This is a genomic window from Pseudomonas sp. FP2338 (assembly GCF_030687515.1).
Classification (GTDB): domain Bacteria; phylum Pseudomonadota; class Gammaproteobacteria; order Pseudomonadales; family Pseudomonadaceae; genus Aquipseudomonas; species Aquipseudomonas salomonii.
Window position 1 is genome coordinate 1,950,262 of sequence record NZ_CP117436.1, and the last position, 21,963, is coordinate 1,972,224.

21 protein-coding genes are annotated in these 21,963 nt (G+C 59.9%); 8 read left to right on the plus strand and 13 right to left on the minus strand.

Going from position 1 to position 21,963, the window contains the following annotated elements:
• Positions 1-87: 87 nt before the first annotated feature.
• On the minus strand, positions 88-855 hold the full coding sequence (locus tag PSH96_RS08930) for a class III extradiol ring-cleavage dioxygenase (protein WP_305458694.1): 768 nt from the start codon (positions 853-855) through the stop codon (positions 88-90).
• A 103-nt stretch (positions 856-958) separates the two neighbouring features.
• On the opposite strand from PSH96_RS08930, the gene PSH96_RS08935 reads away from it, so the two are divergent.
• Positions 959-1,615 carry a thiopurine S-methyltransferase gene (locus PSH96_RS08935; protein WP_305458695.1) on the plus strand — a complete coding sequence of 219 codons (657 nt, stop codon included), beginning with the start codon at positions 959-961 and terminating at the stop codon, positions 1,613-1,615.
• Between the two features lie 171 nt (positions 1,616-1,786).
• On the opposite strand, the gene htpX is transcribed toward PSH96_RS08935, so the two are convergent.
• Both htpX and PSH96_RS08945 read right to left on the minus strand, forming a co-directional pair.
• A complete protein-coding gene (htpX, locus tag PSH96_RS08940) occupies positions 1,787-2,674 on the minus strand; it encodes a protease HtpX (protein ID WP_056857171.1) in 888 nt (295 codons plus the stop codon).
• Positions 2,675-2,979: 305 nt separating this feature from the next.
• The gene (locus PSH96_RS08945; RefSeq protein WP_017136168.1) at positions 2,980-4,191 is read right to left on the minus strand and encodes a pyridoxal phosphate-dependent aminotransferase; all 1,212 of its coding nucleotides are present in this window, start codon (positions 4,189-4,191) and stop codon (positions 2,980-2,982) included.
• A 202-nt stretch (positions 4,192-4,393) separates the two neighbouring features.
• Between PSH96_RS08945 and msrB the strand changes: the two genes are divergently transcribed.
• The 3 genes from msrB (at position 4,394) to PSH96_RS08960 (ending at position 5,961) form a co-directional block, all read left to right on the plus strand.
• Complete coding sequence (msrB, locus tag PSH96_RS08950; protein WP_305458696.1) at positions 4,394-4,795, plus strand: peptide-methionine (R)-S-oxide reductase MsrB; 402 nt, start codon at positions 4,394-4,396, stop codon at positions 4,793-4,795.
• 192 nt (positions 4,796-4,987) lie between these two features.
• A complete protein-coding gene (locus PSH96_RS08955; protein ID WP_065912391.1) occupies positions 4,988-5,473 on the plus strand; it encodes a glutathione peroxidase in 486 nt (161 codons plus the stop codon).
• Complete coding sequence (locus PSH96_RS08960) at positions 5,470-5,961, plus strand: MarR family winged helix-turn-helix transcriptional regulator (RefSeq protein ID WP_305458697.1); 492 nt, start codon at positions 5,470-5,472, stop codon at positions 5,959-5,961. The genes PSH96_RS08955 and PSH96_RS08960 overlap by 4 nt, the downstream gene beginning before the upstream one ends.
• Here the strand turns inward: PSH96_RS08960 and PSH96_RS08965 are convergent.
• Positions 5,915-8,224 (minus strand): response regulator, encoded by a 2,310-nt coding sequence (locus PSH96_RS08965; protein ID WP_305458698.1) that lies wholly within the window; start codon positions 8,222-8,224, stop codon positions 5,915-5,917. The two genes, PSH96_RS08960 and PSH96_RS08965, sit on opposite strands and share 47 nt — an antisense overlap.
• A 163-nt stretch (positions 8,225-8,387) precedes the next feature.
• Between PSH96_RS08965 and PSH96_RS08970 the strand changes: the two genes are divergently transcribed.
• A complete protein-coding gene (locus PSH96_RS08970; protein WP_138816083.1) occupies positions 8,388-9,278 on the plus strand; it encodes an ATP-binding protein in 891 nt (296 codons plus the stop codon).
• Complete coding sequence (locus tag PSH96_RS08975) at positions 9,275-9,757, plus strand: GAF domain-containing protein (RefSeq protein WP_138816082.1); 483 nt, start codon at positions 9,275-9,277, stop codon at positions 9,755-9,757. The genes PSH96_RS08970 and PSH96_RS08975 overlap by 4 nt, the downstream gene beginning before the upstream one ends.
• A 25-nt stretch (positions 9,758-9,782) precedes the next feature.
• Here PSH96_RS08975 and PSH96_RS08980 read toward each other — a convergent pair whose 3' ends face one another.
• From PSH96_RS08980 to PSH96_RS09015, 8 genes are all read right to left on the minus strand, one after another.
• Positions 9,783-13,418 carry a transporter substrate-binding domain-containing protein gene (locus PSH96_RS08980; protein WP_305458699.1) on the minus strand — a complete coding sequence of 1,212 codons (3,636 nt, stop codon included), beginning with the start codon at positions 13,416-13,418 and terminating at the stop codon, positions 9,783-9,785.
• 8 nt (positions 13,419-13,426) lie between these two features.
• The gene (locus PSH96_RS08985) at positions 13,427-14,053 is read right to left on the minus strand and encodes a response regulator transcription factor (RefSeq protein ID WP_056857163.1); all 627 of its coding nucleotides are present in this window, start codon (positions 14,051-14,053) and stop codon (positions 13,427-13,429) included.
• Positions 14,054-14,309: 256 nt separating this feature from the next.
• On the minus strand, positions 14,310-14,705 hold the full coding sequence (locus PSH96_RS08990) for a response regulator (protein ID WP_305458700.1): 396 nt from the start codon (positions 14,703-14,705) through the stop codon (positions 14,310-14,312).
• Between the two features lie 165 nt (positions 14,706-14,870).
• Entirely contained in the window at positions 14,871-16,202 is a 1,332-nt protein-coding gene (locus tag PSH96_RS08995) for a deoxyguanosinetriphosphate triphosphohydrolase (RefSeq protein WP_056857161.1), read from the minus strand.
• A gap of 71 nt (positions 16,203-16,273) precedes the next feature.
• The gene (locus PSH96_RS09000; protein WP_305458701.1) at positions 16,274-17,437 is read right to left on the minus strand and encodes an EAL domain-containing protein; all 1,164 of its coding nucleotides are present in this window, start codon (positions 17,435-17,437) and stop codon (positions 16,274-16,276) included.
• 93 nt (positions 17,438-17,530) lie between these two features.
• Positions 17,531-17,863 carry a hypothetical protein gene (locus PSH96_RS09005; RefSeq protein WP_017136180.1) on the minus strand — a complete coding sequence of 111 codons (333 nt, stop codon included), beginning with the start codon at positions 17,861-17,863 and terminating at the stop codon, positions 17,531-17,533.
• Positions 17,860-18,249 carry a phage holin family protein gene (locus PSH96_RS09010; RefSeq protein WP_017136181.1) on the minus strand — a complete coding sequence of 130 codons (390 nt, stop codon included), beginning with the start codon at positions 18,247-18,249 and terminating at the stop codon, positions 17,860-17,862. The genes PSH96_RS09005 and PSH96_RS09010 overlap by 4 nt, the downstream gene beginning before the upstream one ends.
• A 5-nt stretch (positions 18,250-18,254) precedes the next feature.
• On the minus strand, positions 18,255-18,569 hold the full coding sequence (locus tag PSH96_RS09015) for a YqjD family protein (RefSeq protein ID WP_056857159.1): 315 nt from the start codon (positions 18,567-18,569) through the stop codon (positions 18,255-18,257).
• A gap of 374 nt (positions 18,570-18,943) precedes the next feature.
• On the opposite strand from PSH96_RS09015, the gene PSH96_RS09020 reads away from it, so the two are divergent.
• Together PSH96_RS09020 and PSH96_RS09025 are read left to right on the plus strand one after the other, a co-directional pair.
• Positions 18,944-20,152 carry an ammonium transporter gene (locus PSH96_RS09020; RefSeq protein ID WP_058422871.1) on the plus strand — a complete coding sequence of 403 codons (1,209 nt, stop codon included), beginning with the start codon at positions 18,944-18,946 and terminating at the stop codon, positions 20,150-20,152.
• An 89-nt stretch (positions 20,153-20,241) separates the two neighbouring features.
• Entirely contained in the window at positions 20,242-20,478 is a 237-nt protein-coding gene (locus PSH96_RS09025; protein ID WP_056857158.1) for a glutaredoxin family protein, read from the plus strand.
• 40 nt (positions 20,479-20,518) lie between these two features.
• Here the strand turns inward: PSH96_RS09025 and lysA are convergent, their stop codons facing one another.
• The gene (lysA, locus tag PSH96_RS09030; protein WP_305458702.1) at positions 20,519-21,850 is read right to left on the minus strand and encodes a diaminopimelate decarboxylase; all 1,332 of its coding nucleotides are present in this window, start codon (positions 21,848-21,850) and stop codon (positions 20,519-20,521) included.
• Positions 21,851-21,963: the final 113 nt, after the last annotated feature.

Genomic DNA, 21,963 nt, shown 5'->3' on the forward strand with positions numbered 1-21,963 from the left:
CTTGCCTGCGATAGCGTCAACTGTGTGCCACTGATAGACCGAGGTGTCTGCATCGCAGGCAAGCCAGCTCCCACTTTTAGATCTGCGTCAGCCAAAGCGATAGATGTCCATGCCCAGTGCGCCCAGGGTGAACCCCTGATGCGCCACACTGAAATCCCCTCCAGCGCCCCGTGCAAAGTACAACGGCAACAAGTGCTCATCGCTGGGATGGCTGCGCACGGCGTGTGGCGCCTGGCGGCGGTAGTCGTGCAGGGCCGCTTCATCGTTGGCGGCAAGTTTATCCACCACCCAATCACGAAAATCCCGTGCCCAGGGCTCGATGCTCTCGGGTCCGGCACGCCAGTTCAGCTCACCCAGGTTATGAGTGATGCTGCCGGAGCCGATCAACAGCACACCCTGTTCACGCAAGCTCGCCAGGGCATGCCCGACTCGGGTTTGCAGCGCTGGACCCATGCGGCTGGGCAAGGACACCTGCACCACCGGAATATCCGCCGCCGGGTACATCAGTGACAGCGGCACCCAGGTGCCGTGGTCGAAGGGGCGACGCGCATCGAGTTGCGCATCCAGGCCATCGGCTTGCAACAGCTCGACGATCTGCGCGGCCAGCTGCGGGTTGCCCGGTGCCGGGTACTGCACGGCAAACAGTTCGGCAGGGAAGCCACCGAAGTCGTGCCAGGTTTCTGGGGCGGCGCTGCCAGTGACGAGTAATTCTTGGCTTTCCCAATGCGCCGATACCACCACAATCGCCTTTGGCCTTGGCAGTTCGGCCGCCAAACGGTTCAGCGCCGGGCCACTGGCACCGGGTTGCAGAGCAAGCATGGGCGAGCCGTGGGAGATAAACAGGCTGGGGAGCATAAGTCGGGTCCTGAGGGTTAACATAGGCCCATCTTCAATCAGATCATTGATCTAAATCTAATATAAGTTTTAGCGCCTTTTGATCGAATTTTCAGGGTGATTTATGGAGCCTAAGTTTTGGCAAGAGCGCTGGGCGCGCAATCAGATTGGCTTTCACCAGCCTGACGTCAACCCTTACCTGCAACGGCATTGGCCGAAACTGACACTGCCGGATGGCGCAAAAGTGCTGGTGCCGTTGTGTGGCAAGAGCCTGGATTTGATCTGGCTCGAAAGCCTTGGGTATCGCGTAATGGGCGTCGAACTGTCGGAGCAGGCGGTTGAAGCCTTCTTCGATGAGCAATCGTTGACGCCGCATATCCGCCAGCAAGGCGCATTCAAGGTGTATGTGTCCGGCTTGATCGAGGTGTGGTGCGGCGACTTCTTCGCCATCGACGCCGAGGCGGTGAGCGATTGCACTGCACTCTATGACCGCGCGGCGTTGATCGCTCTGCCGCCGCTGATGCGGGCGCAATATGCGGAGCATCTGAATACGCTTGTGCGCCCTGGTTGCAAGGGGCTGCTGATCACCCTGGACTACGATCAGACGCAGAAGGCGGGACCGCCGTTTGCGGTGACTGACGAAGAAGTCAGGGTATTGCTGGGTTTGCGTTGGAGCTTGGAGATATTGGAGGAGCGAGACATCCTGAGTGAGAGCTGGAAGGCTATGCAGGATGGCGTCACGCGGCTTGATGAGCGTGTGTATCAGCTGACTATGCGTTGACCCAGCCATCGCCATCGCGGGCAAGCCCGGCTCCCACAGTGAACGCGTTCCACTGTGGGAGCCGGGCTTGCCCGCGATGGCGTTATCAGCACCCACAAAAAAGGGGCGATCAAATCGCCCCTTTCTGTGTCACTGCAAAGCCTTCACTGCTGAGCTATCACCGTTGAGCTATCAGCCCCGACGACGCAGCGCGTCAATACGCTCCTCCAGCGGCGGGTGGCTCATGAAGAAGCGGGCAAAGCCTTGCTTGATGCCACCGTTGATGCCAAACGCGGTCAGGCTGTCGGGCATGTGTACCGGCAGGCCCTGTTCCGAGCGCAAGTGTTGCAGCGCTGCGATCATCGCCCCGGTGCCGGCCAGGCGGGCGCCGGCTTCGTCTGCGCGGAACTCGCGTCTGCGCGAGAACCACATGGTGATTGCACTGGCCAGGAAGCCCAGTACCACTTCGGCAAAGATAGTCGCCACGAAGTAAGCGATACCGCGGCCTTCTTCGTTCTTGAAGATCACCTTGTCGACAAAGTTGCCGATGATCCGTGCGAAGAACATCACGAAGGTGTTCACCACGCCTTGTACCAGCGCCAGGGTGACCATGTCGCCATTGGCCACGTGGCCGATCTCGTGGGCCAGCACGGCCTTCACTTCGTCGTAGGAGAAGCGTTCGAGCATGCCCTGGCTCACCGCAACAAGCGCGTCGTTCTTGTTCCAGCCGGTGGCGAAGGCGTTGGCTTCATAGGCGGGGAAGATCCCGACCTCGGGCATCTTGATGCCGGCCTCGCGGGACAGTTGCTCAACGGTTTGCAGCAACCATTGCTCATGCCGGGTGCGTGGCTGGGTGATGACCTGGGTGCTGGTGCTCATCTTCGCCATCCATTTGGAGATGAACAGCGAAAACAGCGAGCCGGCAAAACCAAAGACCGCACAGAAAACCAGCAGCTGATTGAGGTTCAGATCAACCCCGTTGGCCGCCATGAACCCGTTGAAGCCGAAAAGGCTCAGGGTGATGCTGGCAATCAGCACGACCGCCAGGTTAGTGGCCAAGAACAGCAGGATGCGCATCATGGTTGTAGAGTTCTCCTCATGCTTAATATGTCGCGTACTGCGGGGTATATAAGGTGCGGCCTGGGGTGATTCAACCGAGCGACTATTTCAAACTGTGTCCTACAGCATCAATGTAGAGCCCTGAAGGGAAATTCTGACCTGAAAAGTGACCCCTGATCACCCCGCTCATGCCTTGGCGCCCTTTAATTACAAGGGGCTGACCGGTCCGTGGTGTGCAGCGGCAAGCGAGGAGGGGAGGCAGGCTAGAGAAGTGTTGCCAGATACTCGCTGTACGACCCAATGGCGGTCGTACAGCGACTTTTACATTACTGGCGATAGGACTTGAGGAAGTTGCCGATGCGACCAATGGCCATATCCAGATCATCCACACGCGGCAAGGTCACCACGCGGAAGTGATCCGGCCACGGCCAGTTGAACGCCGTTCCCTGCACCACCAGCAGCTTTTCCGACAGCAGCAGGTCGAGCACGAATTTCTCGTCGTTGAGAATCGGGCAGACTTTCGGGTCGATGCGCGGGAAGGCATACAGTGCGCCCATGGGTTTCACGCAGCTGACGCCCGGGATCGCGTTGAGCAGTTCCCAGGTGCGGTTGCGTTGTTCCAATAGACGGCCCTGGGGCAAGACCAGGTCGTTGATGCTCTGGTAGCCGCCGAGGGCGGTCTGGATCGCATGCTGGCTCGGCACGTTGGCGCACAGGCGCATATTGGCCAGCATGTCGATGCCTTCGATGTAGCTCTGGGCGTTGTGCTTGGGGCCCGAGATGGCGATCCAGCCGGAGCGGAAACCCGCCACCCGGTAAGACTTGGACAGGCCGTTGAAGGTCAGGCACAGCAGGTCCGGCGCGAGGGAGCCGGTGCAGATGTGCACGGCGTCGTCGTAGAGGATCTTGTCGTAGATCTCGTCGGAGAACACCACCAGATTGTGCTGGCGCGCCAGTTCGAGCATGCCCAGCAGTACTTCTTTGGAATACACGGCGCCGGTGGGGTTGTTCGGGTTGATGATCACAAGGGCCTTGGTGTTCGGGGTGATCTTGGCCTTGATGTCGGCCAAGTCCGGGAACCAGTCCGCGCCTTCATCGCACAGGTAGTGCACCGGGTGGCCGCCGGCCAGGGTCACGGCAGCGGTCCACAGCGGGTAGTCGGGCGCCGGCACCAGCACTTCATCGCCATTGTTGAGCAAGGCCTGCATGGACATCACGATCAGCTCGGACACGCCGTTGCCCAGGTAGATGTCTTCGATGCCGACACCTTCCACCTGCTTTTGCTGGTAGTACTGCATCACGGCTTTACGCGCGCTGAACAGGCCTTTGGAGTCGCTGTAGCCCTGGGCGGTCGGCAGGTTGCGGATCACGTCCTGGAGGATTTCGTCCGGCGCTTCGAAACCAAAGGGCGCCGGGTTGCCAATGTTCAGCTTGAGGATGCGATGGCCTTCCTCTTCCAGGCGTTTGGCGTGCTTGAGCACTGGGCCGCGAATGTCGTAGCAGACGTTGGCGAGCTTGTTCGATTTGCTGACCTGCATGGCGATGTGATCCTGAAAATGAACGATCCAGACGGCGTGGACACTACCGTACTGCGAAACCTGCGGGGCCCGCACCCATAAATACGTTTGAATGCCGGTAGCGCGGGTGCCAGACTGGCGTTTTGAAGAGGCGCAATCATACGTGCCGCCTGATCCATGGAAAAGACACAGATCAGGGTTTTTCAGTTGCCGAGGTGTACCGATGGATAAGTTGCAGAAAACCGTTGAAGAATGGAAGGCGATGCTCGATCCGGAGCAGTACAACGTGTGCCGTCTCAAAGGCACCGAGCGACCTTTCAGCGGCAAATACAATGGCACCAAGACTGATGGTGTGTACCACTGCATTTGCTGCAATGAGCCGCTGTTCGATTCCACCACCAAGTTTGATTCCGGCTGCGGCTGGCCGAGCTTCTACGCACCGATTGCCGACAGCGCGATGATCGAGATCCGTGACGTCAGCCACGGCATGATCCGCACCGAAGTCACCTGCGCCAAGTGCGACGCGCACCTGGGGCATGTGTTCCCGGATGGCCCGCCGCCAACCGGCCTGCGTTACTGCATCAACTCGGTGTGCCTGGACCTGGTTCCACGCCAGGGCCGATAGCACCCTCCAATGTGGGAGCGGGCTTGCTCGCGAATGCAGTGTGTCAGTCAATGTATCAGGAGACTGACACACTGCATTCGCGAGCAAGCCCGCTCCCACATTCGTATCAGGTGTTAGGTCGGTCAATTAAATTGCACACAATTGAATTGCCTACTATCTTTGCAGTTCTTTCCCCGTATCCGAGGCGCTGCCATGAGCGACAACCTGCTGAGCATCCCGTGCACCACCATCAAGGGTGAGCAAAAGACCTTGGCCGACTTTGCCGGCAAGGCCATTTTGGTGGTCAACACCGCCAGCAAATGTGGCTTCACCCCGCAGTACAAGGGCCTGGAGCAGGTGTGGCAGCAGTACAAGGACCAAGGTCTGGTGGTGCTGGGCTTTCCCTGCAATCAGTTCGGCAAACAGGAACCTGGCAACGAAGGGGCGATTTCCGAGTTCTGCGAGCTGAACTTCGGCGTCAGCTTCCCGCTGTTCAAGAAGATCGACGTGAATGGCAGCGACGCCCACCCTCTGTTCGTGCAACTGAAAAAACAAGCGCCGGGGCTGCTGGGCTCCCAACGCATCAAGTGGAACTTCACCAAGTTCCTGATCGGCCGTGATGGCAAGCTGGTCAAGCGTTTTGCCCCGACCACCAAGCCCGAAGCCCTGACCCAAGAGATCGAAGCCCTGCTCAAATGACCGACGTGCCCCGTGTGTCCCTGGCCCTGGACGACCAGCTGTGCTTCAAGCTCTATGCCGCGTCCCGCGCGGTGACGCGGGCTTACAAGCCGATGCTCGACCCGTTGGGCCTGACCTACCCGCAATATCTGGTGATGCTGGTGTTGTGGGAGTGGCACGCCGCGACCCCGGCGCAACCCACGGTCAAAGCCCTGGGCGAGCGCCTGATGCTCGACTCGGGCACGCTGACGCCGCTGCTCAAGCGCCTGGAGCAGTTGGCGTTGGTGCAGCGTCGGCGCAGCGCGCTGGATGAGCGCGAGGTGCACCTGAGCCTGAGCCCCGCGGGCGTGCAGTTGCGCGACCAGGCCCATGCCTTGAAAACCCGGCTGCTGTGCGACAGCGGCGTCGACCTGAACCAGGCCGACGTCTTGCGCAAGGGTTTGGACGAGTTGCTGGCTCAGATCAAAGGCTTGTCGAGTTCCGCACCCACAGGTCCAGCAGGGCCTTGAGCTCTTCGCGGCGAAACGGTTTGGCCAGGTAGTCATCCATTCCGGCCGCCCGGCAGCGTTCGCGCTCTTCCGCCAGGGCGTTGGCGGTCAGGGCGACAATAGGCAGGTCCGGCCAGCGCCCGCTGCGACGAATCTGCCGGCTGGCTTCGTAGCCGTCCATCACCGGCATATTGCAGTCCATCAACACCATGTCGAAGCGCTGTTCTTCCAGCAATTTGAGCGCTTCGCCGCCATGGGCCGCCACGATCACTTCGCAGCCGAGCTTGCTGAGCATGCCCTTGGCCACCAGTTGATTGACCGGATTGTCCTCCACCAGCAGGATGCGCGCGCGATGTGCCAGGGGCGCGGCGTCCATCTGGACGGGGTCGAGGATCAGTTGCGCTTCGCTGCGCAGGTTGCGCTGCAGAATCTGGTACAGCGCATTGCGACTCAACGGGCGTGCCTGTTGCTGCAGCGGCATCAGGGCCGCGACTTCTTCGCTGGGCATGAAGTTGCCATAGGCCGTCACCAGCAGGATCGGCGCGCTGATACCTGGGCGCAGGCGGAACAGGCACTCCGGGCAATCGGTAATCAGCAGGTCGGGGCGCAGCCCGGTCAAGTCTTCGTCCTGGGAATAGCAGCGCAGCGCCAACCCCCAAGCCGGCAGCAAGGTGCCGAGCAATTCCGCCAGGCCACTGCCGGCGTTGGTGATAGCGATGACTTCGCCCGCGAGTGGCGCTTGGCGTGCGGCCGGCAAATGTGTGGGCAGTGGCAGGTCGGCGCAGAACTGGCTGCCAAAGCCGACTTCCGAGCTGATGCTCAAGCGGCCCTTCATCGCTTCGCACAGGTTATGCGTCAATGCCAGCCCCAGCCCGGTGCCGCCGAACTGGCGTGTGATACCCGCACCTGCCTGGGTAAACGGCTGGAATATCTTCACCTGCGCTTCCTGGGCAATGCCGATGCCGGTGTCACAGACTTCGATTTTTACCCGGTCATCCTCGGCACTGAGGCGCACGTCCACGCGGCCGAAGCGGGTGAACTTCAAGGCATTGGACAGCAGGTTGCTGACGATTTGCCGTACCCGTGTCGGGTCGCCAATCACTTGCGCCGCAAACAGCGGGTCGATCAGGCAGGTCAACTCGACACTCGGCGCCGCGTTCTGCGACAGCAGGTTGGCGGTGTCTTCCACCAATGAGCCGAGGTCGAACGTGATGCGTTCGAGCTCCAACTGGCCGGCGTCGAATTTCGACAGGTCGAGGATGTCGTTGAGCAGTTCCACCAACACCTTGCCCGAATCGTGGGCGATGGACAGTTGCTGGCGTTGTTCGGCGTTCAGCGGGCTGTCCAGCGACAGCGCGATCATGCCCAGCAAACCATTGAGCGGCGTGCGGATCTCATGGCTCATATTGGCCAGGAACGCGGCGCGCGCCTGGGCCATGGCCAGGGCGGTCAATTTGGCGGCTTCGAGCTCATCGTTGGATTGGCTCAAGCGCTGGTTGCTGGCCTTGAGCTCCAGGGTGCGTGCCGAGACGATATCTTCCAGTTGGCCCAGGTATTCAGTGAGGCGGTCCTCGGCATGGCGCCGTTGCTGGATTTCGGTCTGCATGTTTTCGAATTGCTGGTTGGCGACGTTCACCAGCACGCCGATTTCATCGTTCTCGTGACCCGGCGGGCAATCCAGGCGGGCCTGCTTGCTGGTGCTCAGCGCACGGATGATGCGCACCAGCGGCTGGGTCAGCATCACGTAGAACAGGCCCAGCAGAATGCCTGTGAGCAGCAGGCTGCGGGCGAACCCGTTGAGCAGGGTGATCTCGGCACGGTGCAGGAAACGGCTGCCAAAGGCGTAGGTGTCGACGTCCAGGCGCAGCACGCCGAGGGAGTCATTAGGCATGTGGCTCAGGAACAGTCGGTCTTCAAACAGGCGGTTGGCGCCAAACAGGAAGTCACTGATGGGCCGGTACGCGCTCTCTTTGCGCGGCCGATTCACGTCGGCCAGCACCACGCCATTGTTATCGACCAGTTGCGCGTGGGTGATGGCCGGCGAGTGCAACAGGCCCAGGGCCAGTTCCTGGGCGAGTTCGGCGTCAATGTTGTAGGCGATACGTGAAGCAGGGTTATGGCTGATTTCGATCAGTGAGCGTATTTCACGGTTGATCGAGGCGTCTTCGCTGGCATAATCAATGCCGATTTGGATCAGGCTGAGCAAGGTTCCCAAGACGAAACCGACCAGCACAGTCAATCGAGCTTGTTTATAAGACAAGCGGTGGGCGAACTTGATATCCATCGAGTGTTGAACCACTTCACGTTTCCCTTCGCCCGGCAAGCATAGCTGAACATCCACAGGCTTTGGCTCGGCCGGCATGAATCGTTTTATACGCAGCCTCGTGGGGTCTGCCACAGGGTTGCCAATACGCCATCTTTTGCAAGAACTTGCCAGAGGAATAATCGTGGACTCTCGATTGAATGCCTTTCTTGAGCGGGCCGATGCGGTTCTGGCTCGCCTGGAACCGTTGTTACCGGCACCGCGTCAAGCCATCGACTGGAATAATTGCCTCGCCGCCCGTTGGCAGCGCGAAGGCCGCAGCGGCTTTTTGCTGCCGTTGGAAGTGAGCCTGGACATGCGCCTGTCCGACCTGATCGGCGTGGACAAGCAACGTGAGCAACTGGCTCGCAACACTCAGCAATTTCTTGATGGCCTGCCCGCCAACCATGCGTTGCTGTGGGGCTCGCGCGGCACCGGCAAATCCTCCATGGTGCGCGCCTTGCTGGCCCAGCATGCCAAGGCCGGTTTGCGCCTGATTGAAATCGAGCGCGACCACCTGGCTGACCTGCCGCGCGTGGTCGAGCAACTGCTCAAGCTGCCGCAGCGGTTCATCCTGTTCTGTGACGACCTGTCTTTCGAAGCGGGTGAGGGTGATTACCGCGTACTCAAGAGCGTGCTGGACGGCTCTCTTGAGCAAGCGCCGGAAAACGTCTTGCTGTATGCCACTTCCAACCGTCGTCACCTGGTGCCGGAAAACCAGAGCGACAATGACAATTGGAAGCGCGTGGACGGTGAGTTGCACCCCAGTGAGGCAGTGGAAGACAAGATTGCCTTGTCCGACCGTTTTGGCCTGTGGCTGTCGTTCTACCCGTTCAGCCAGGAACACTTCCTGGACGTGGTCGAACACTGGATCGGCGAACTGGCCAGCAAGGCCGGCTTGCAGTGGCAGCGTGATGAAGCCCTCGACATCCTGGCCGTGCGCTGGGCCACCGGGCGTGGCAACCGCAACGGCCGGTGCGCGTATCAATTCGCCCGTTACTGGGTGGGTCTCAAGTTGTTGGAGCGTCAACCATGATCGATTTACAACAGGCCGGCACCGGCCTGGACGGCTATGCCATGCTCTGCGCGCAGCTGGAATCGCTGCTCGCCGATGAGCGTGACTTTATCGCCAACAGTGCGCAGTTCTCGGCGTTCCTGTTCAACCAGTTGGACGACTTGAACTGGGCGGGCTTTTACCTCAACCGCAATGAAGAACTGGTGCTTGGCCCGTTCCAGGGCCAGATCGCTTGCGTGCGTATCCCCTTCGGGCGTGGCGTCTGCGGCGCGGCGGCGGCATCGCGCCAAACCCAGCGGGTGGAAGATGTGCATGCGTTCCCGGGCCATATTGCCTGTGACAGCGCTTCCAACAGCGAACTGGTGGTGCCATTGGTCAAGGATGGCCTGCTGGTGGGTGTGCTGGATCTGGACAGCCCGTCGCTGGCCCGTTTCAGCGAGCAGGACCAGGCAGGCATCGAGCAGTTGGCGGCGATTTTCCTGCGGTTGACCGACTGCTGATCCAGCAGGAGAGGGCGGCTCGCCGTTATTGACTGCCCAGCTTATGGAGCTGCACCTGCAGCGTCCTCTCCAGCTCCAGCATGAGTTTTTCCAGGGCCTTGACCCCTACGTCCAGCGTGGCGCGCGCTTCATTGCGGGCACAGGCCTGCTCCAGTGCTTCGCATTGCGCCGCCAATGCACTTGCCTGGACGATACGCGCGGCGCCCTTGATCTTGTGGGCTTGCTCAATGATCGCCTGGGGCGCCGCTTGGCGGGCCATCAAGGCCACCAGGTCGTCGCGGTCCTGACGGCTGCTGCTCAACAGTTCCGCCAGCAAACGTCGGCTCAATTGCGGGTCGCCGCCGGTCAGTGCGTCCAGGCACTCAAGTTCCAGCTGCTGGCCGCTGGATTGCGGTTTGATCTGCGCCAGATGCTGCTCCAGTGCCGTGAGGCTGATGGGCTTGAACAGGCAGTCATTCATGCCCGCTTGCGCACAGCGAAGTTTTTCTTCGGGTTGTGCATTGGCGGTGAAACCGAGGATCACGCAGGGCAGCTGTTGCTCTCGCTGCTCGTATTCACGGATCGAACGGCTCAACTCATAGCCATTCATCACGGGCATGTTGCAGTCGGCAATCACCAGATCGAAGTGCTCCTGGCGCCAGGCTTGAAACCCGGCGGCGCCATGTTGGGCCGCCGTGAACTGGTGCCCCAGGTAACCCAATTGCTGGCACATCAGCAAACGGTTCGCCGGGTGGTCGTCCACCACCAGCACATTGAGCACCGCCGCGGCTGTCGGCGCCTGGGACTTGAGCTCGTCCAGCGCTTCAATGGGCTTGAGGCAGGTCATCCTCAGGCTGACCTGTACTTGAGTGCCCACCATGGGCACGCTGCTCAGGCTCAGTTGCCCACCCATCATCTCGCACAGGCTGCGACAGATCACCAGCCCCAGGCCCGCTCCGCTCCTGGCCAGGTGCCCGGAGTTGTCCGCCTGGGCAAAGGGTTCGAACAGGCGCAATTGGTCGTCGCGGCTGATGCCGATGCCGGTGTCCTCGACCACCAGCTTCATCTGCACCTCGTGGGGCTGTTCGGTGGCTTGCACCTGCACCTTGATCTTCACCTGCCCACGCTCGGTGAACTTGATCGCGTTGCTGACCAGGTTGGACAGCACCTGCTTGAAGCGCAGCGGGTCGATCAGCACGGCGGTGTTATCGAGGTGGGTGTCGAATTCGAGCAGCAGGCTGAGGGTTTTCTGGCGGGCCAGGCCGTCGAAGACGCGCACCACCGACTCGATCACTTCGCGCAGGTTCACGCGCTCGGGAGCCAGGCTCAGGCGGCCGGATTCGATGCGTGCAATGTCGAGGATATCGCCGATCAGCTCCAGCAGGTCCTTGGCCGAGTTATAGGCTACTTCGATCGCCGGGCGGTCGAGATGGCCCTGATCGGCGCGCTTGAGGGTCAGCTCGAGCATCCCGATCACGGCATTCATCGGCGTGCGGATTTCATGGCTCATGGTGGCGAGGAAGGTGCTTTTGGCCCGGTTGGCCTCGTCGGCGCGTTCCTTGGCGGTGCGCAACTCGTCGAACAGTTGGCGCCGGTCACTGATATCGATCCAGCCGCCGATGATGCCCTGCACTTCGCCGTCCGAGTCGCGATAGGGCAGGATCCAGTGGTATATCGTGAGTTTTTTGCCGTGAATGTGCAGGGTGCGATCGAGGATCAACGGAGTGCCTTCCACCACTACCCGTTGGTAGTCGGCATGGTACTGCGCGGCCTCAGGGGCCAGCGCCATGTCCATTTGCACCACACTCTTGCCGATCACCTCTTCGCGTTTGACCCCGAACACTTGCAGGTAGCTGTCATTGCAGGTCTGCAACAGGCCCTTGCGGTCGCGCACATAGATCGGGTGCGGTGTTTCATTGACCAGTGCGCGCATGAACTCGAACTGGTCATTGAGGGCGCGCTCGGCCATTTTGCGATGCTTGATCTGGCGGCGCATGTAGGCGTTCCAGGTCAGGGAAATCAGCAGCAGCAACCCGGTGCCAACGATGATTTGCGCAATCAGTTGGTGGTAATTGCGCCAGTAACTGTCGGAGGCCGGCGTGTAACCGCGCCAGCGGCTGTTGATCACGCCCATTTCGTCCGGGGCAATGCTCAGCAGCGCCTTGTCCAGGATTGAGCTCAGTTCAACGGCACCGCGTGGCGTGGCCAGCGCGAAGGTCGCGGGCAGTGTGCCGATGCTGGCGCTGATCTGCAATTTGTCCTGGAACACCTGGGAGGCCAGGAAATAGTTGGCGATGACCAACGAGTTCACCGCGCCGTCCACACTGCCTTGGGCCAGCATTTCCGAAGCCTTGAAGGTATCACTGACTTCCACCAGGCGAATCTGTGGGAAGTCCTCTTGCAAGGTTTTCTCCAGCGGGTTGCCCAGGGTGATTGCCAAGCGCTTGCCTGCCATCTGCTCCAGGTTTGCGGCCGCGTCGGGCTCCTTGCGGGTCAGCAGAACGTAGGAGTTTTCCAGGTAAGGGCGGCTGAAGTTGAGCTGAGCCTCGCGTTCGGCGCTGGGGACGATGGCCCCGATGACATCGGCTTTACCCGTGGTGAGCTGCTCGATCATGGTGCTGACTTCGCGACTGCGCTGGATTTCAAAACGCAGGCCGGTGCGCAGGCGGATCAATTCCAGCAGGTCGGCGGTAATACCGCGAAAGTTGCCGTCGGCATCGAAGAACGTCAACGGCGCGAACGTCTCATTGACCACGACTTTGACCACCGGGTGTTCTTTGAGCCAGCGCTCTTCACGCTGGGTCAGTTGCAGTTTCTTGTCGGTCAGCAGGATGTCGCTGCCGGCGCTCCAACGCTTGGCGATGCTGTCACGCTCATTAATGGGGACGGCCGCCAGCACCGCATCGACGATGCTCAGTAGAACGTCCTGATCGTGGCGCAAGGCGAAGCTGAACCCATAGGCTTCATGCTTGCCGAAGTTGGCCATGTGGATGTTTTTCAGGTAGCCCTTGTTGATCATGTAATGGGTGGAAATAGTGTCCCCCAGGAACACGTCCGCCTGATCGAAAGCCACGGCATTGAGTGCGTTCTGATAAGAGGGAAACGCGCGGATATCCGCCTGCGGGTACAACTTTTCCACTTCGCTCAACGGCAGGTAGTGATAGACAAGGCTCAAGCGCAGGCCGGCCAGGCCATCGCTCAAACTGCGGGTTTCACCTTCGCGGGTCACCAGTACGGGCTGGTCCACCGCATACGGCTGCGACAGCATGAGCTTGGGGTTGGCAGCCTCAAAGCCGTTGGAAGAGCCCAGCAGGTCGATCTCCCCGGTCTCAAGCGCATGGATCGCGGCGTCTCGGGTCGGATAGCGCAACACCTTGACGGGCAAGGCCATGGCTTTGGCCAGCAGCCCTGCGTAATCGGCGGTCAGGCCCTCATAGTCGCGACCGCTGGAGGTGAGGTCGAAGGGCGGATAGTCGGGTGCCGAGGTGCCCAGTACCAGCTCGCGTTTGTACAGTAGCCACTGGCGCTGGGTTTTATCCAGTTGAGTATCGAGTTGAACGGTACCCGCGCGGCTCAATAAGGTGAAGTGTTTCGGTCCGATTTGATGGGCTGCGGGCACGGTAGTGCTCAAGCACATGCCGGCCAATAATATAATCAGATAGTCCTTTATACGCCTGGGCATCCGCTTTCTCACACTAGCGCGTTTCGTTTTGCCATCTCGATAAGTTCTACCAAGGACTTGGCTTTAAGTTTTTGCATCAGCCTTTTTTTGTAAGTGCTTACTGTCTTGTTACTTAGAAACATACCTTTGGCGATTTCTTTGTTCGTACGACCTTGTGCGAAAAGTTGCAATACCATCAGTTCGCGGTCGTTCACGGCCTTGAACAGTTCAAGTTCCAGTGCGTCCTTGCTGTCGACGCCATTGGAATTGAGTGCCTGGCTGGGGAAGTAGTTGTAACCCGACAGCACCGCACGAATGGCGCTCAGCAATTCGCTCAGGTCGCCTTCCTTGCACACATAGCCGTCTGCACCCGAGCGCATGCAGCGCGTGGCAAACAACGTCGGGCTCTGGGCCGTCAGGATCAGGGTTTTCATCGAGGTGTTCATCGCGTTGAATCGGCAGAGCACTTCGAGGCCGTCGAGTTTGGGAATACTGATGTCCAGAATGATCAGGTCGGGCAGGCATTCGCGAACCATCTGTATCGCGTCACACCCGTTGTCCGTTTCGCCAACGATTTTATAACCCTCGTGTTCCAGCAACATGCGAATGGCCAGCCGGATAACCGGATGGTCATCAATGATAAAAACCGTGTTCATAATCATATTCCATGCAAGTGCAAATAAAGCGGGCACATTAGCTCAGAAGATGAGGGAGGAGGATGAACGTTGGGGGGAGTAGATATAAAACAGGAGAATTCCTACATAATAAAAGGTAATGACCTACCGTTCGATAAGGCTTTGCGTCGTCGGATGTAAGCAATAGTCGAATCAGTCAGCCCTGAAGCGGTGTCAGGGATTCAACGAGGGTATTGCAGCGATAATTGACCCGTGAACAGTGTTTATAGTCCTACATTTATATCGAAGACAGTGGCGCAATCAATTCTGCCAGCGCCTCTTTATTCAGCGGCTTCAATAAGTAACCCAGCAGAGGCAAACCGCGCTGCCGGGCCTGGCGTGTCAGGTTGGACAATTCTGTTGCTGGCAGGCTGCTCAATAAGATGGCGCCGGTGATGAAGTGTCCGCGATGGGCAATGTCTACCAGTTCCAGCCCAGGCAGGTCAGGCAGGCATTGATCGCACAGCATCAAGTCAAAGGGGCGGGTGGCGCAGGACATCGAGCGGATCGCCTGTTCGGCATTTTCCGCAAGGGTCAATTGCTCGAAACCGAAGCTCTTGAGCAGGCACTGAGTGGCCAGGAGCTGAAAGGGATGATCCTCCACCAATAGGATTCGAAGACAGGGTATGGGCATAGAAGGCACATGGCTCAGTCAGAGGGGCGTGACGTAGGAATTGTGTGTCAGGTTCGCAAGAAGCCTGCGCGATTATTCCTCGAGCCGATGTGCGAATTCGATCAGGCCGCTCTGTTCCCGTCGTAGGTAAAGTCTGTACGAGACGCAGGCGGCGAGATCAACGTTTTATTGTGGGCTGGAGCGCCCGGTCATCTCCCGGGCCATTTCGGTGGCGTAGCTGTCGGTCATGCCGGCGATAAAGTCGATCATGCGCAGAAACGAAGCGTGCAGCGACCACGCTGGGTTCGGCGCGCTGTTGCCCAGCAAGTCGAGGATGCGCCGGTTCTTGAACGACGGCGTGCGCCCGCCATGCTGCTCCAGGGCGGCACCGCAAAAGGCGTTCAGCAGGATTTCCAGGGTGGTGTAGGCGCCGATTTCGTGCAGGGTCTTGCGCTTGTCCTGGAAGATTTTCTTGCGCGCCATGTCCTTGGCGTCCAGTACACAGCGCTTGGCCGGGCCGTGCATGTGTTCCACCAGGTCGCCTGGCAGCGTGCCGGCGAGCAAGGCGTCCTGCTGCTCGACGAAGGCGCGTGCGGCCGCATTGGTCAGGTGCTCGATGGCCTTGCCGCGCAATATCGCCAGCTTGCGCCGACGTGAATCCTGCGGGCCCAGTTGCCGATAGGTCTGGGGCAAATCGTCACCCACCAGGTCGAGCAGCAGCGACTCGACTTCGGCATAGTCGAGCAGCTCCATTTCCAGGCCGTCTTCGAGATCGATCAAGGCGTAGCAGATATCGTCGGCCGCCTCCATCAGGTAGACCAGCGGATGACGCGCCCAGCGTTGCTCTTCCAATTGCGGCAGGCCGAGCTTGTGGGCGATCTGCTCAAGGATCGGCAACTCGCTCTGATAACAGCCGAACTTGTGCTTCTTGTAGCCCAACGAATCCGCGTGGCGGGCGGTCCAGGGGTACTTCAGGTAAGTGCCGAGGGTGGCGTAGGTCAGGCGTGTGCCGCCGTCGAACTGATGGTATTCCAGCTGGGTGAGCACCCGGAAACCTTGGGCGTTACCTTCGAAATTGAGGAAGTCATTGCGCTCGGCCGTGCTCATGTCATCCAGCCAGCCGCGTCCGGCCGCCTGTTGGAACCAGTGGCGAATGGCATCTTCACCCGAGTGCCCGAACGGCGGGTTGCCGATGTCATGGGCCAGGCAAGCCGATTGCACCACCATGCCCAGGTCGCTTGGCTCGCACCAGTCGGGCAGGGCGCTGCGCAGGGTTTCGCCGACGCGCATGCCAAGGGAGCGGCCGACGCAGCTGACTTCCAGGGAGTGGGTCAGGCGTGTATGGATATGGTCGTTACTGGACACCGGGTGCACCTGGGTCTTGCGGCCCAGGCGGCGGAACGCGCCGGAGAAAATAATCCGGTCGTGGTCTTTGTGGAACGGGCTACGGCCGAGTTCTTCCGGGCTGTGCAGGGGTTTTCCAAGACGTTCGCGGGTAAGCAGGGTGGGCCAATCCAAGGCGGTTACTCTCCGTGCGGTGAATGACCCTCCCAGCTTCCCGGTTCAGCGCGGCATCGGCAAGCAAAAATCTACAGGCCGGCCGCATCGATATCGATTAACAGCAAGCGCTGACCGTTATCGAAGAACTGTCCGGCGGTGAGGCAATACTGGTTGGTGGTGGCGTCGCGGTAGGTCGACGACAGGGTCAGGCGCCGCTCCTCCCAGCCTTCGGCGAGCAGGTAATAGAAATACGGCCGCCATGACCAGTTGTGGCCCAGGTAGTGGCTGTCGGCCTGCCAGGCATCCTGGCGCCACTCGAAGTTGGGCGTCAGCTGGGTGCCATGGCGGTCGCACTGGTAAAAGCGCAGCAGCCATGGAAAGTCCGGCAATTGGGGCAGTTGATCGAGCGGCGCGCGGGCCTGGGCCCAGCGTTGCAGGATGCTCATCAGCTCGGCCAATTGCACGCGCAACTGCATCACACGGCCACGCTCGGCGAGTTTGTGCTGTACGTAAACCCTGCGCAGTTGGGCAAAGCGCGCGACGAATGCATCGGCCGCAAACCAGTCCAGTTGGGCCTGGGCAAACAGATAGCCCTGCACATAACGCGCGCCGCACTCCAGGGCAAAATTCAGTTGCGCCTCGGTTTCCACGCCCTCGGCGATGATCCAGCAGCCGGTTTTTTCGGCCATTTGCGCCAGCGCCCGCACCACGTCACTGCTCGGCCCGCCTTTAGCGGCTTCCTGGAACAGGCGCATGTCGAGCTTGAGAATATCCGGCTGCAGCGCCAGTACGCGGTCGAGTTGCGAATAGCCCGCACCGAAGTCATCAATGGCGATGCGTGCGCCGGCCTCTCGGTAGCGTGCCACCACCTCGGCCAGGCGCTGGATGTCGCCGCCCAGTTCGGTGATTTCAAACACAATGCGCCGCGGATCGACGTGGTGGGCCTGCACTTGTTTCAGGCTGGGCAAGGCTTGGCCAGGGCGCAGGCGGTTGATCCAGCGGGGTGAGATGTTCAAGCTCAGAAACCAGTCGACGGGTGCTTCATGCAGGCGGCTCAAGGCGTTTTCGCGGATCTGCCGGTCCAGGCGGCGCAGGGCCACGCCCGGTGTGCGCGGGTCGGCAAACAGCGGGCCTACCGACTGCAAGTGACCATCGGCTTGACGCAGGCGGCCCAGGGCTTCGACGCCGGCAATGCGCCCGGTGGCGGTATCGATGAAGGGTTGGAAGCAGGCGAGCGGTTGCCCGTCGATCACGGGGCCTCCTTAAGAGAGCTGGCGAAAAAAAGGCCCGGCCCTCAATGACGAGGGCCGGGCCGATTCTGTTTGCAAGAATGCAGCCAGCCAGCTTCAGCCTTTACGCTGCATGGCCAATTTGATCAGCGGGATCAAACCGGCACCCAGTCGCACCAGGCGCGTCAGGCTGCTGATGCCGCCGCCCTTGGCGCCCTTGCCGGTAAAAAAGCCCATCAGGGTCACCGCCGCCACGCCCCACAGCGGCGCGTGCTTGATGCCCAGGCTGTCTTGCCAGTTGTGGCGCATATCGCGCATTTTGTTCAGCGGCGCCATCAGTTGTTGGGACTCGTGACGGATCTCCTGGCGATGCATTTCCATGCGCAGGCGAATCAACGCCTTGCGCATTTCCCGGCGCGAGGTGTTTTGCGGGATTTCAGTCATGCTCATGGCAGCAGGCGCTCCCGATCATTGGCCAGCTCTTCGAGGGTGGCGTGGAAGGGCGTGGACTCATCGAACACCGCCGCTTTCAAACGCACCCCACAGAAGGCCGCAGCCAGGCTGTAGAACACGCAGAGGCAAATGATCCCGGTCAGGCGGTAACCGGTGTCCCACACCAGGATCATCACCAGCGTCGACAACCCCACCAGCAATAACAGGGCAAACACCAACGCCAAGCCTGCAAACAACAGCAGGCTCACGGTGCGGGCCTTCTGTTCCTGCAGCTCGATGCCAAATAATTCGACGTGGCTGTGCAGCAAGCCCAGAACGGCTGCGCCCAGGCGTCGTGAAGTGGAACTTGTGCCCGTGGACGAGCCGGTTTCGCCGATAGACATGATAGTTAGCGCCTTGTAGCCAGCAGACCGATCAGGAAGCCCACGCCGGCGGCAATGCCCACCGACTGCCAAGGGTTGGCCTGCACGTAATCTTCGGTGGCCGTGACCGCCGCCTGGCCGCGTTCACGCAGGGAATCTTCGGTCAGTTGCAGGGTTTCACGGGCTTTGAGCAGGCTTTCGTGAATCTTGCTGCGCAGCTCATCGGCCTGGTCACCGGCGAGTACGGCGGTGTCGTCGAGCAACTTTTCGGTGTCGCTGACCAGGGTTTGGAAATCCGCCATCAGTATTTCTTGAGCAGTCTGAGCAGTTCTTCTGGCCATGGGTATCTCCGTGATTGGCTGATTCTGTATGTCTTGAGCGTGCGTGGTTTGTGTAGATGAGTTTTCGAGTCACCGACTTCGGTGAAGGTTCACTTCAATTGTCTGGTACAGCTTTTGCTTTGCCTTGGTGCGCAGGCCCTGGGGCTTGCGCCGAGTCAGGGCGGATCGAGGCCAATGCCTGGAAAAACCTTACCCTAAATCACACAAACTCGCGGAAAAACCCTGTCGGCAACGGCCCGTTGTGTTGATCGCTGCGCTAAAGCGGTTCACGCCTCCTCAAGAGGGGCGGGGCCGGTGGTGCCAATTTAGTGCGCGCAACCCTGGCTTGAACCGCTTTGGTGCTTTTTGCCTTGAATGCAGGCCTGCCAACCTCCATGGAAAATTTGCAAAGCGCAGTGGACACCCTTGTCCACAGCTCCAACACCCTGTTTATCCTGATCGGTGCGGTCATGGTCCTGGCCATGCACGCCGGCTTCGCGTTCCTGGAAGTCGGCACCGTGCGCCAGAAAAACCAGGTCAACGCCCTGTCAAAAATCCTCAGTGACTTCGCGATCTCGACCCTGGCTTATTTCTTTATAGGCTATTGGATCTCCTACGGTGTGAGCTTTATGCAGCCGGCCGCGGTGATCAGCGCCGACCACGGCTATGGCCTGGTGAAGTTCTTCTTTCTGTTGACCTTCGCCGCAGCGATCCCGGCGATCATTTCCGGCGGCATTGCCGAGCGCGCCAAATTCGCCCCGCAATTGTGTGCCACCGCGCTGATCGTGGCGTTTATCTACCCGTTTTTCGAAGGCATGGTGTGGAACGGCAATTTCGGCCTGCAAGCCTGGTTGCTCGCGCGCTTTGGCGCCAGCTTCCATGACTTTGCCGGCTCGGTGGTGGTGCACGCCATGGGCGGCTGGCTGGCGCTGGCGGCGGTGTTGCTGTTGGGCCCGCGCAATGGGCGCTACAGAGAAGGGCGGCTGGTCGCGTTTGCGCCTTCGAGCATTCCGTTCTTGGCGTTGGGTTCGTGGATTCTGATCGTCGGCTGGTTCGGCTTTAACGTGATGAGCGCGCAAACTCTCAACGGTGTCAGCGGCCTCGTCGCCGTCAACTCACTGATGGCGATGGTCGGCGGCACGGTCGCGGCCTTGGTGATCGGCCGCAACGACCCAGGCTTCCTGCACAACGGCCCGCTGGCCGGGCTGGTGGCGATTTGTGCCGGCTCCGACCTGATGCACCCGGTGGGCGCGCTGGTCACGGGCGTGATCGCCGGTGGTTTGTTCGTGTGGTGCTTTATCGCCGCCCAGGATCGCTGGAAGATCGACGACGTGCTGGGCGTATGGCCGCTGCATGGCCTGTGCGGCGTGTGGGGCGGCATCGCCTGCGGCATCTTTGGCCAGACCGCACTCGGTGGCTTGGGCGGCGTCAGCCTGATCAGCCAGTTGATCGGCACTGCACTGGGCGTGGCCGTGGCGCTGGGCGGCGGCTTGCTGGTGTACGGCGTGATCAAGCGCGTGCACGGGCTACGCCTGAGTCAGGAGCAGGAGTATTACGGGGCGGATTTGTCGATCCACAAGATTGGAGCGGTCAGCCAGGATTGATCGGCTGCCTGGCAACCGGCTGGCCCGCTCGCCACAGTCGGGTGGGTGGGCTTAGAATGATTGCCTGTTTTTGATCGGGTCCATTCGCCATGCTGCCTGAATGCCAGTTGTTCGGCACCCTGGGTTGCCATCTTTGTGAGGTTGCCGAAGACGAAATCATGCCGCTCGTCGAGCACGGGTTGCTGGTGGAGTTGGTCGATATCACCGACCCTGCCGATCTCACCGAAGTCTACGGGCTGCGCATCCCGGTGCTTCGGCGCCTGGATACCGGGGCGGAGCTGGATTGGCCGTTCGAGACCGAACAGGTGGTCAACTTTCTTAAGTAGCGCGAGCCCGGCGGCTTGCCGACCACCAGGCTTTGGTTGTTCAAGCGCCTTGAGTGTTCTCCAGACCGCAGCGCTCATGCGCGATCAAGTCATCGTGGGATTCGCGCCGCCGTATCAATGTGGCGTGTGCTCCCTCCACCAGCACTTCTGGCGGGCGCCCTCGGGAGTTGTATTGGCTGGCCATGCTCATCCCATAAGCGCCACATGAGAAAATCGCCAATAAGCTTGCGTCTTCCAAGGCGGGCAAAGGCCGACCTAATGCGAAGTGATCGCCGGTTTCACAAATGGGGCCAACAATGTCGATTTCTTCCAGGGGGGCGCCTCCCGCCATACGGACGCTCTCGCTCAATGCCGTCCAATGGCCAGAAAAGTCGCCAAATCGGGTTGGCCAGATGACGTGATTCGCGCCGTATAAAGTGGGGCGCAGCAGAACATTCATACCCGCATCAACAATCGCAATCTTGCGGTCCCAGCCTTGTTTGATGTACTCGACCGTGGTGAGTAAAACGCCCGCGTTCGCGCTGATCGAACGGCCCGGCTCAATGATGAAGCGCAGACCACGACGTTTCAGTTCTTGCAGACGCTCACAAATAAGCGCTCCCGTTTCAGTCAATGAACAGACGGGATTGCTTTCGTTGCCGTATTGCGCTGGAAAACCTCCGCCGATATTGATGAACTCAATCGGGCAGTCAGCGGCCTGAAGCCGGTTGACCATATCTTCAATCTTGTCGATGGCAGACAAGTAAGTGTGGGCCGACGGGATCGGGGACCCGAGATGAATATGAATGCCAACGACATCGACGCTCGCGTAACGCTTTGGGGTAAACAGTTCATAGGCACGTTCAATCGGTATGCCAAATTTTGTCTGGCGGCCGCCGGTGGCCGTTTTCTCATGGGTGCCGGCATCCGCCACATCCGGATTGACCCGAATGGCCACCTTTACCCGCTTGCCGGCCGCCGACGCGACCGCATCCAGGCGCAGCAGCTCTGCCTCGGACTCCACATTAAAAAGGAATACGCCCACGTCAACGGCATATCTGATTTCTTCATGGGACTTGCCGACACCCGCGAACACTATCTTGTCTGCAGTCACGCCTGCCATCAGTGCGCGGTACAGTTCACCGCCACTGACCACGTCGAGGCCGGAACCTTGATCGACCAGCACCTTGAGGACGCTGAGATTGCTGCAGCTTTTAACCGAGAAACAAATCAAAGGCGACAGTGCAGAAAATGCGTTTTGGAGTACGGCATAGTGATTTTTCAGCGACTGTGCTGAATAGAGATAAACAGGGCTGCCGTGCTGTTCGACAATGGCACGTACATCCACTTGTTCTGCATGTAAATGGCCGTTGATAAAATTAAAATGGTCCATCTTCTTACCTCGATTGGATGACGCCAACTAAACGCACTGACAACTTTCTCAGCGCAGACGATGCAAGTGTGCATGGCGAAAAAATAAAGAAAAAATATCAAAATGATGGCCAT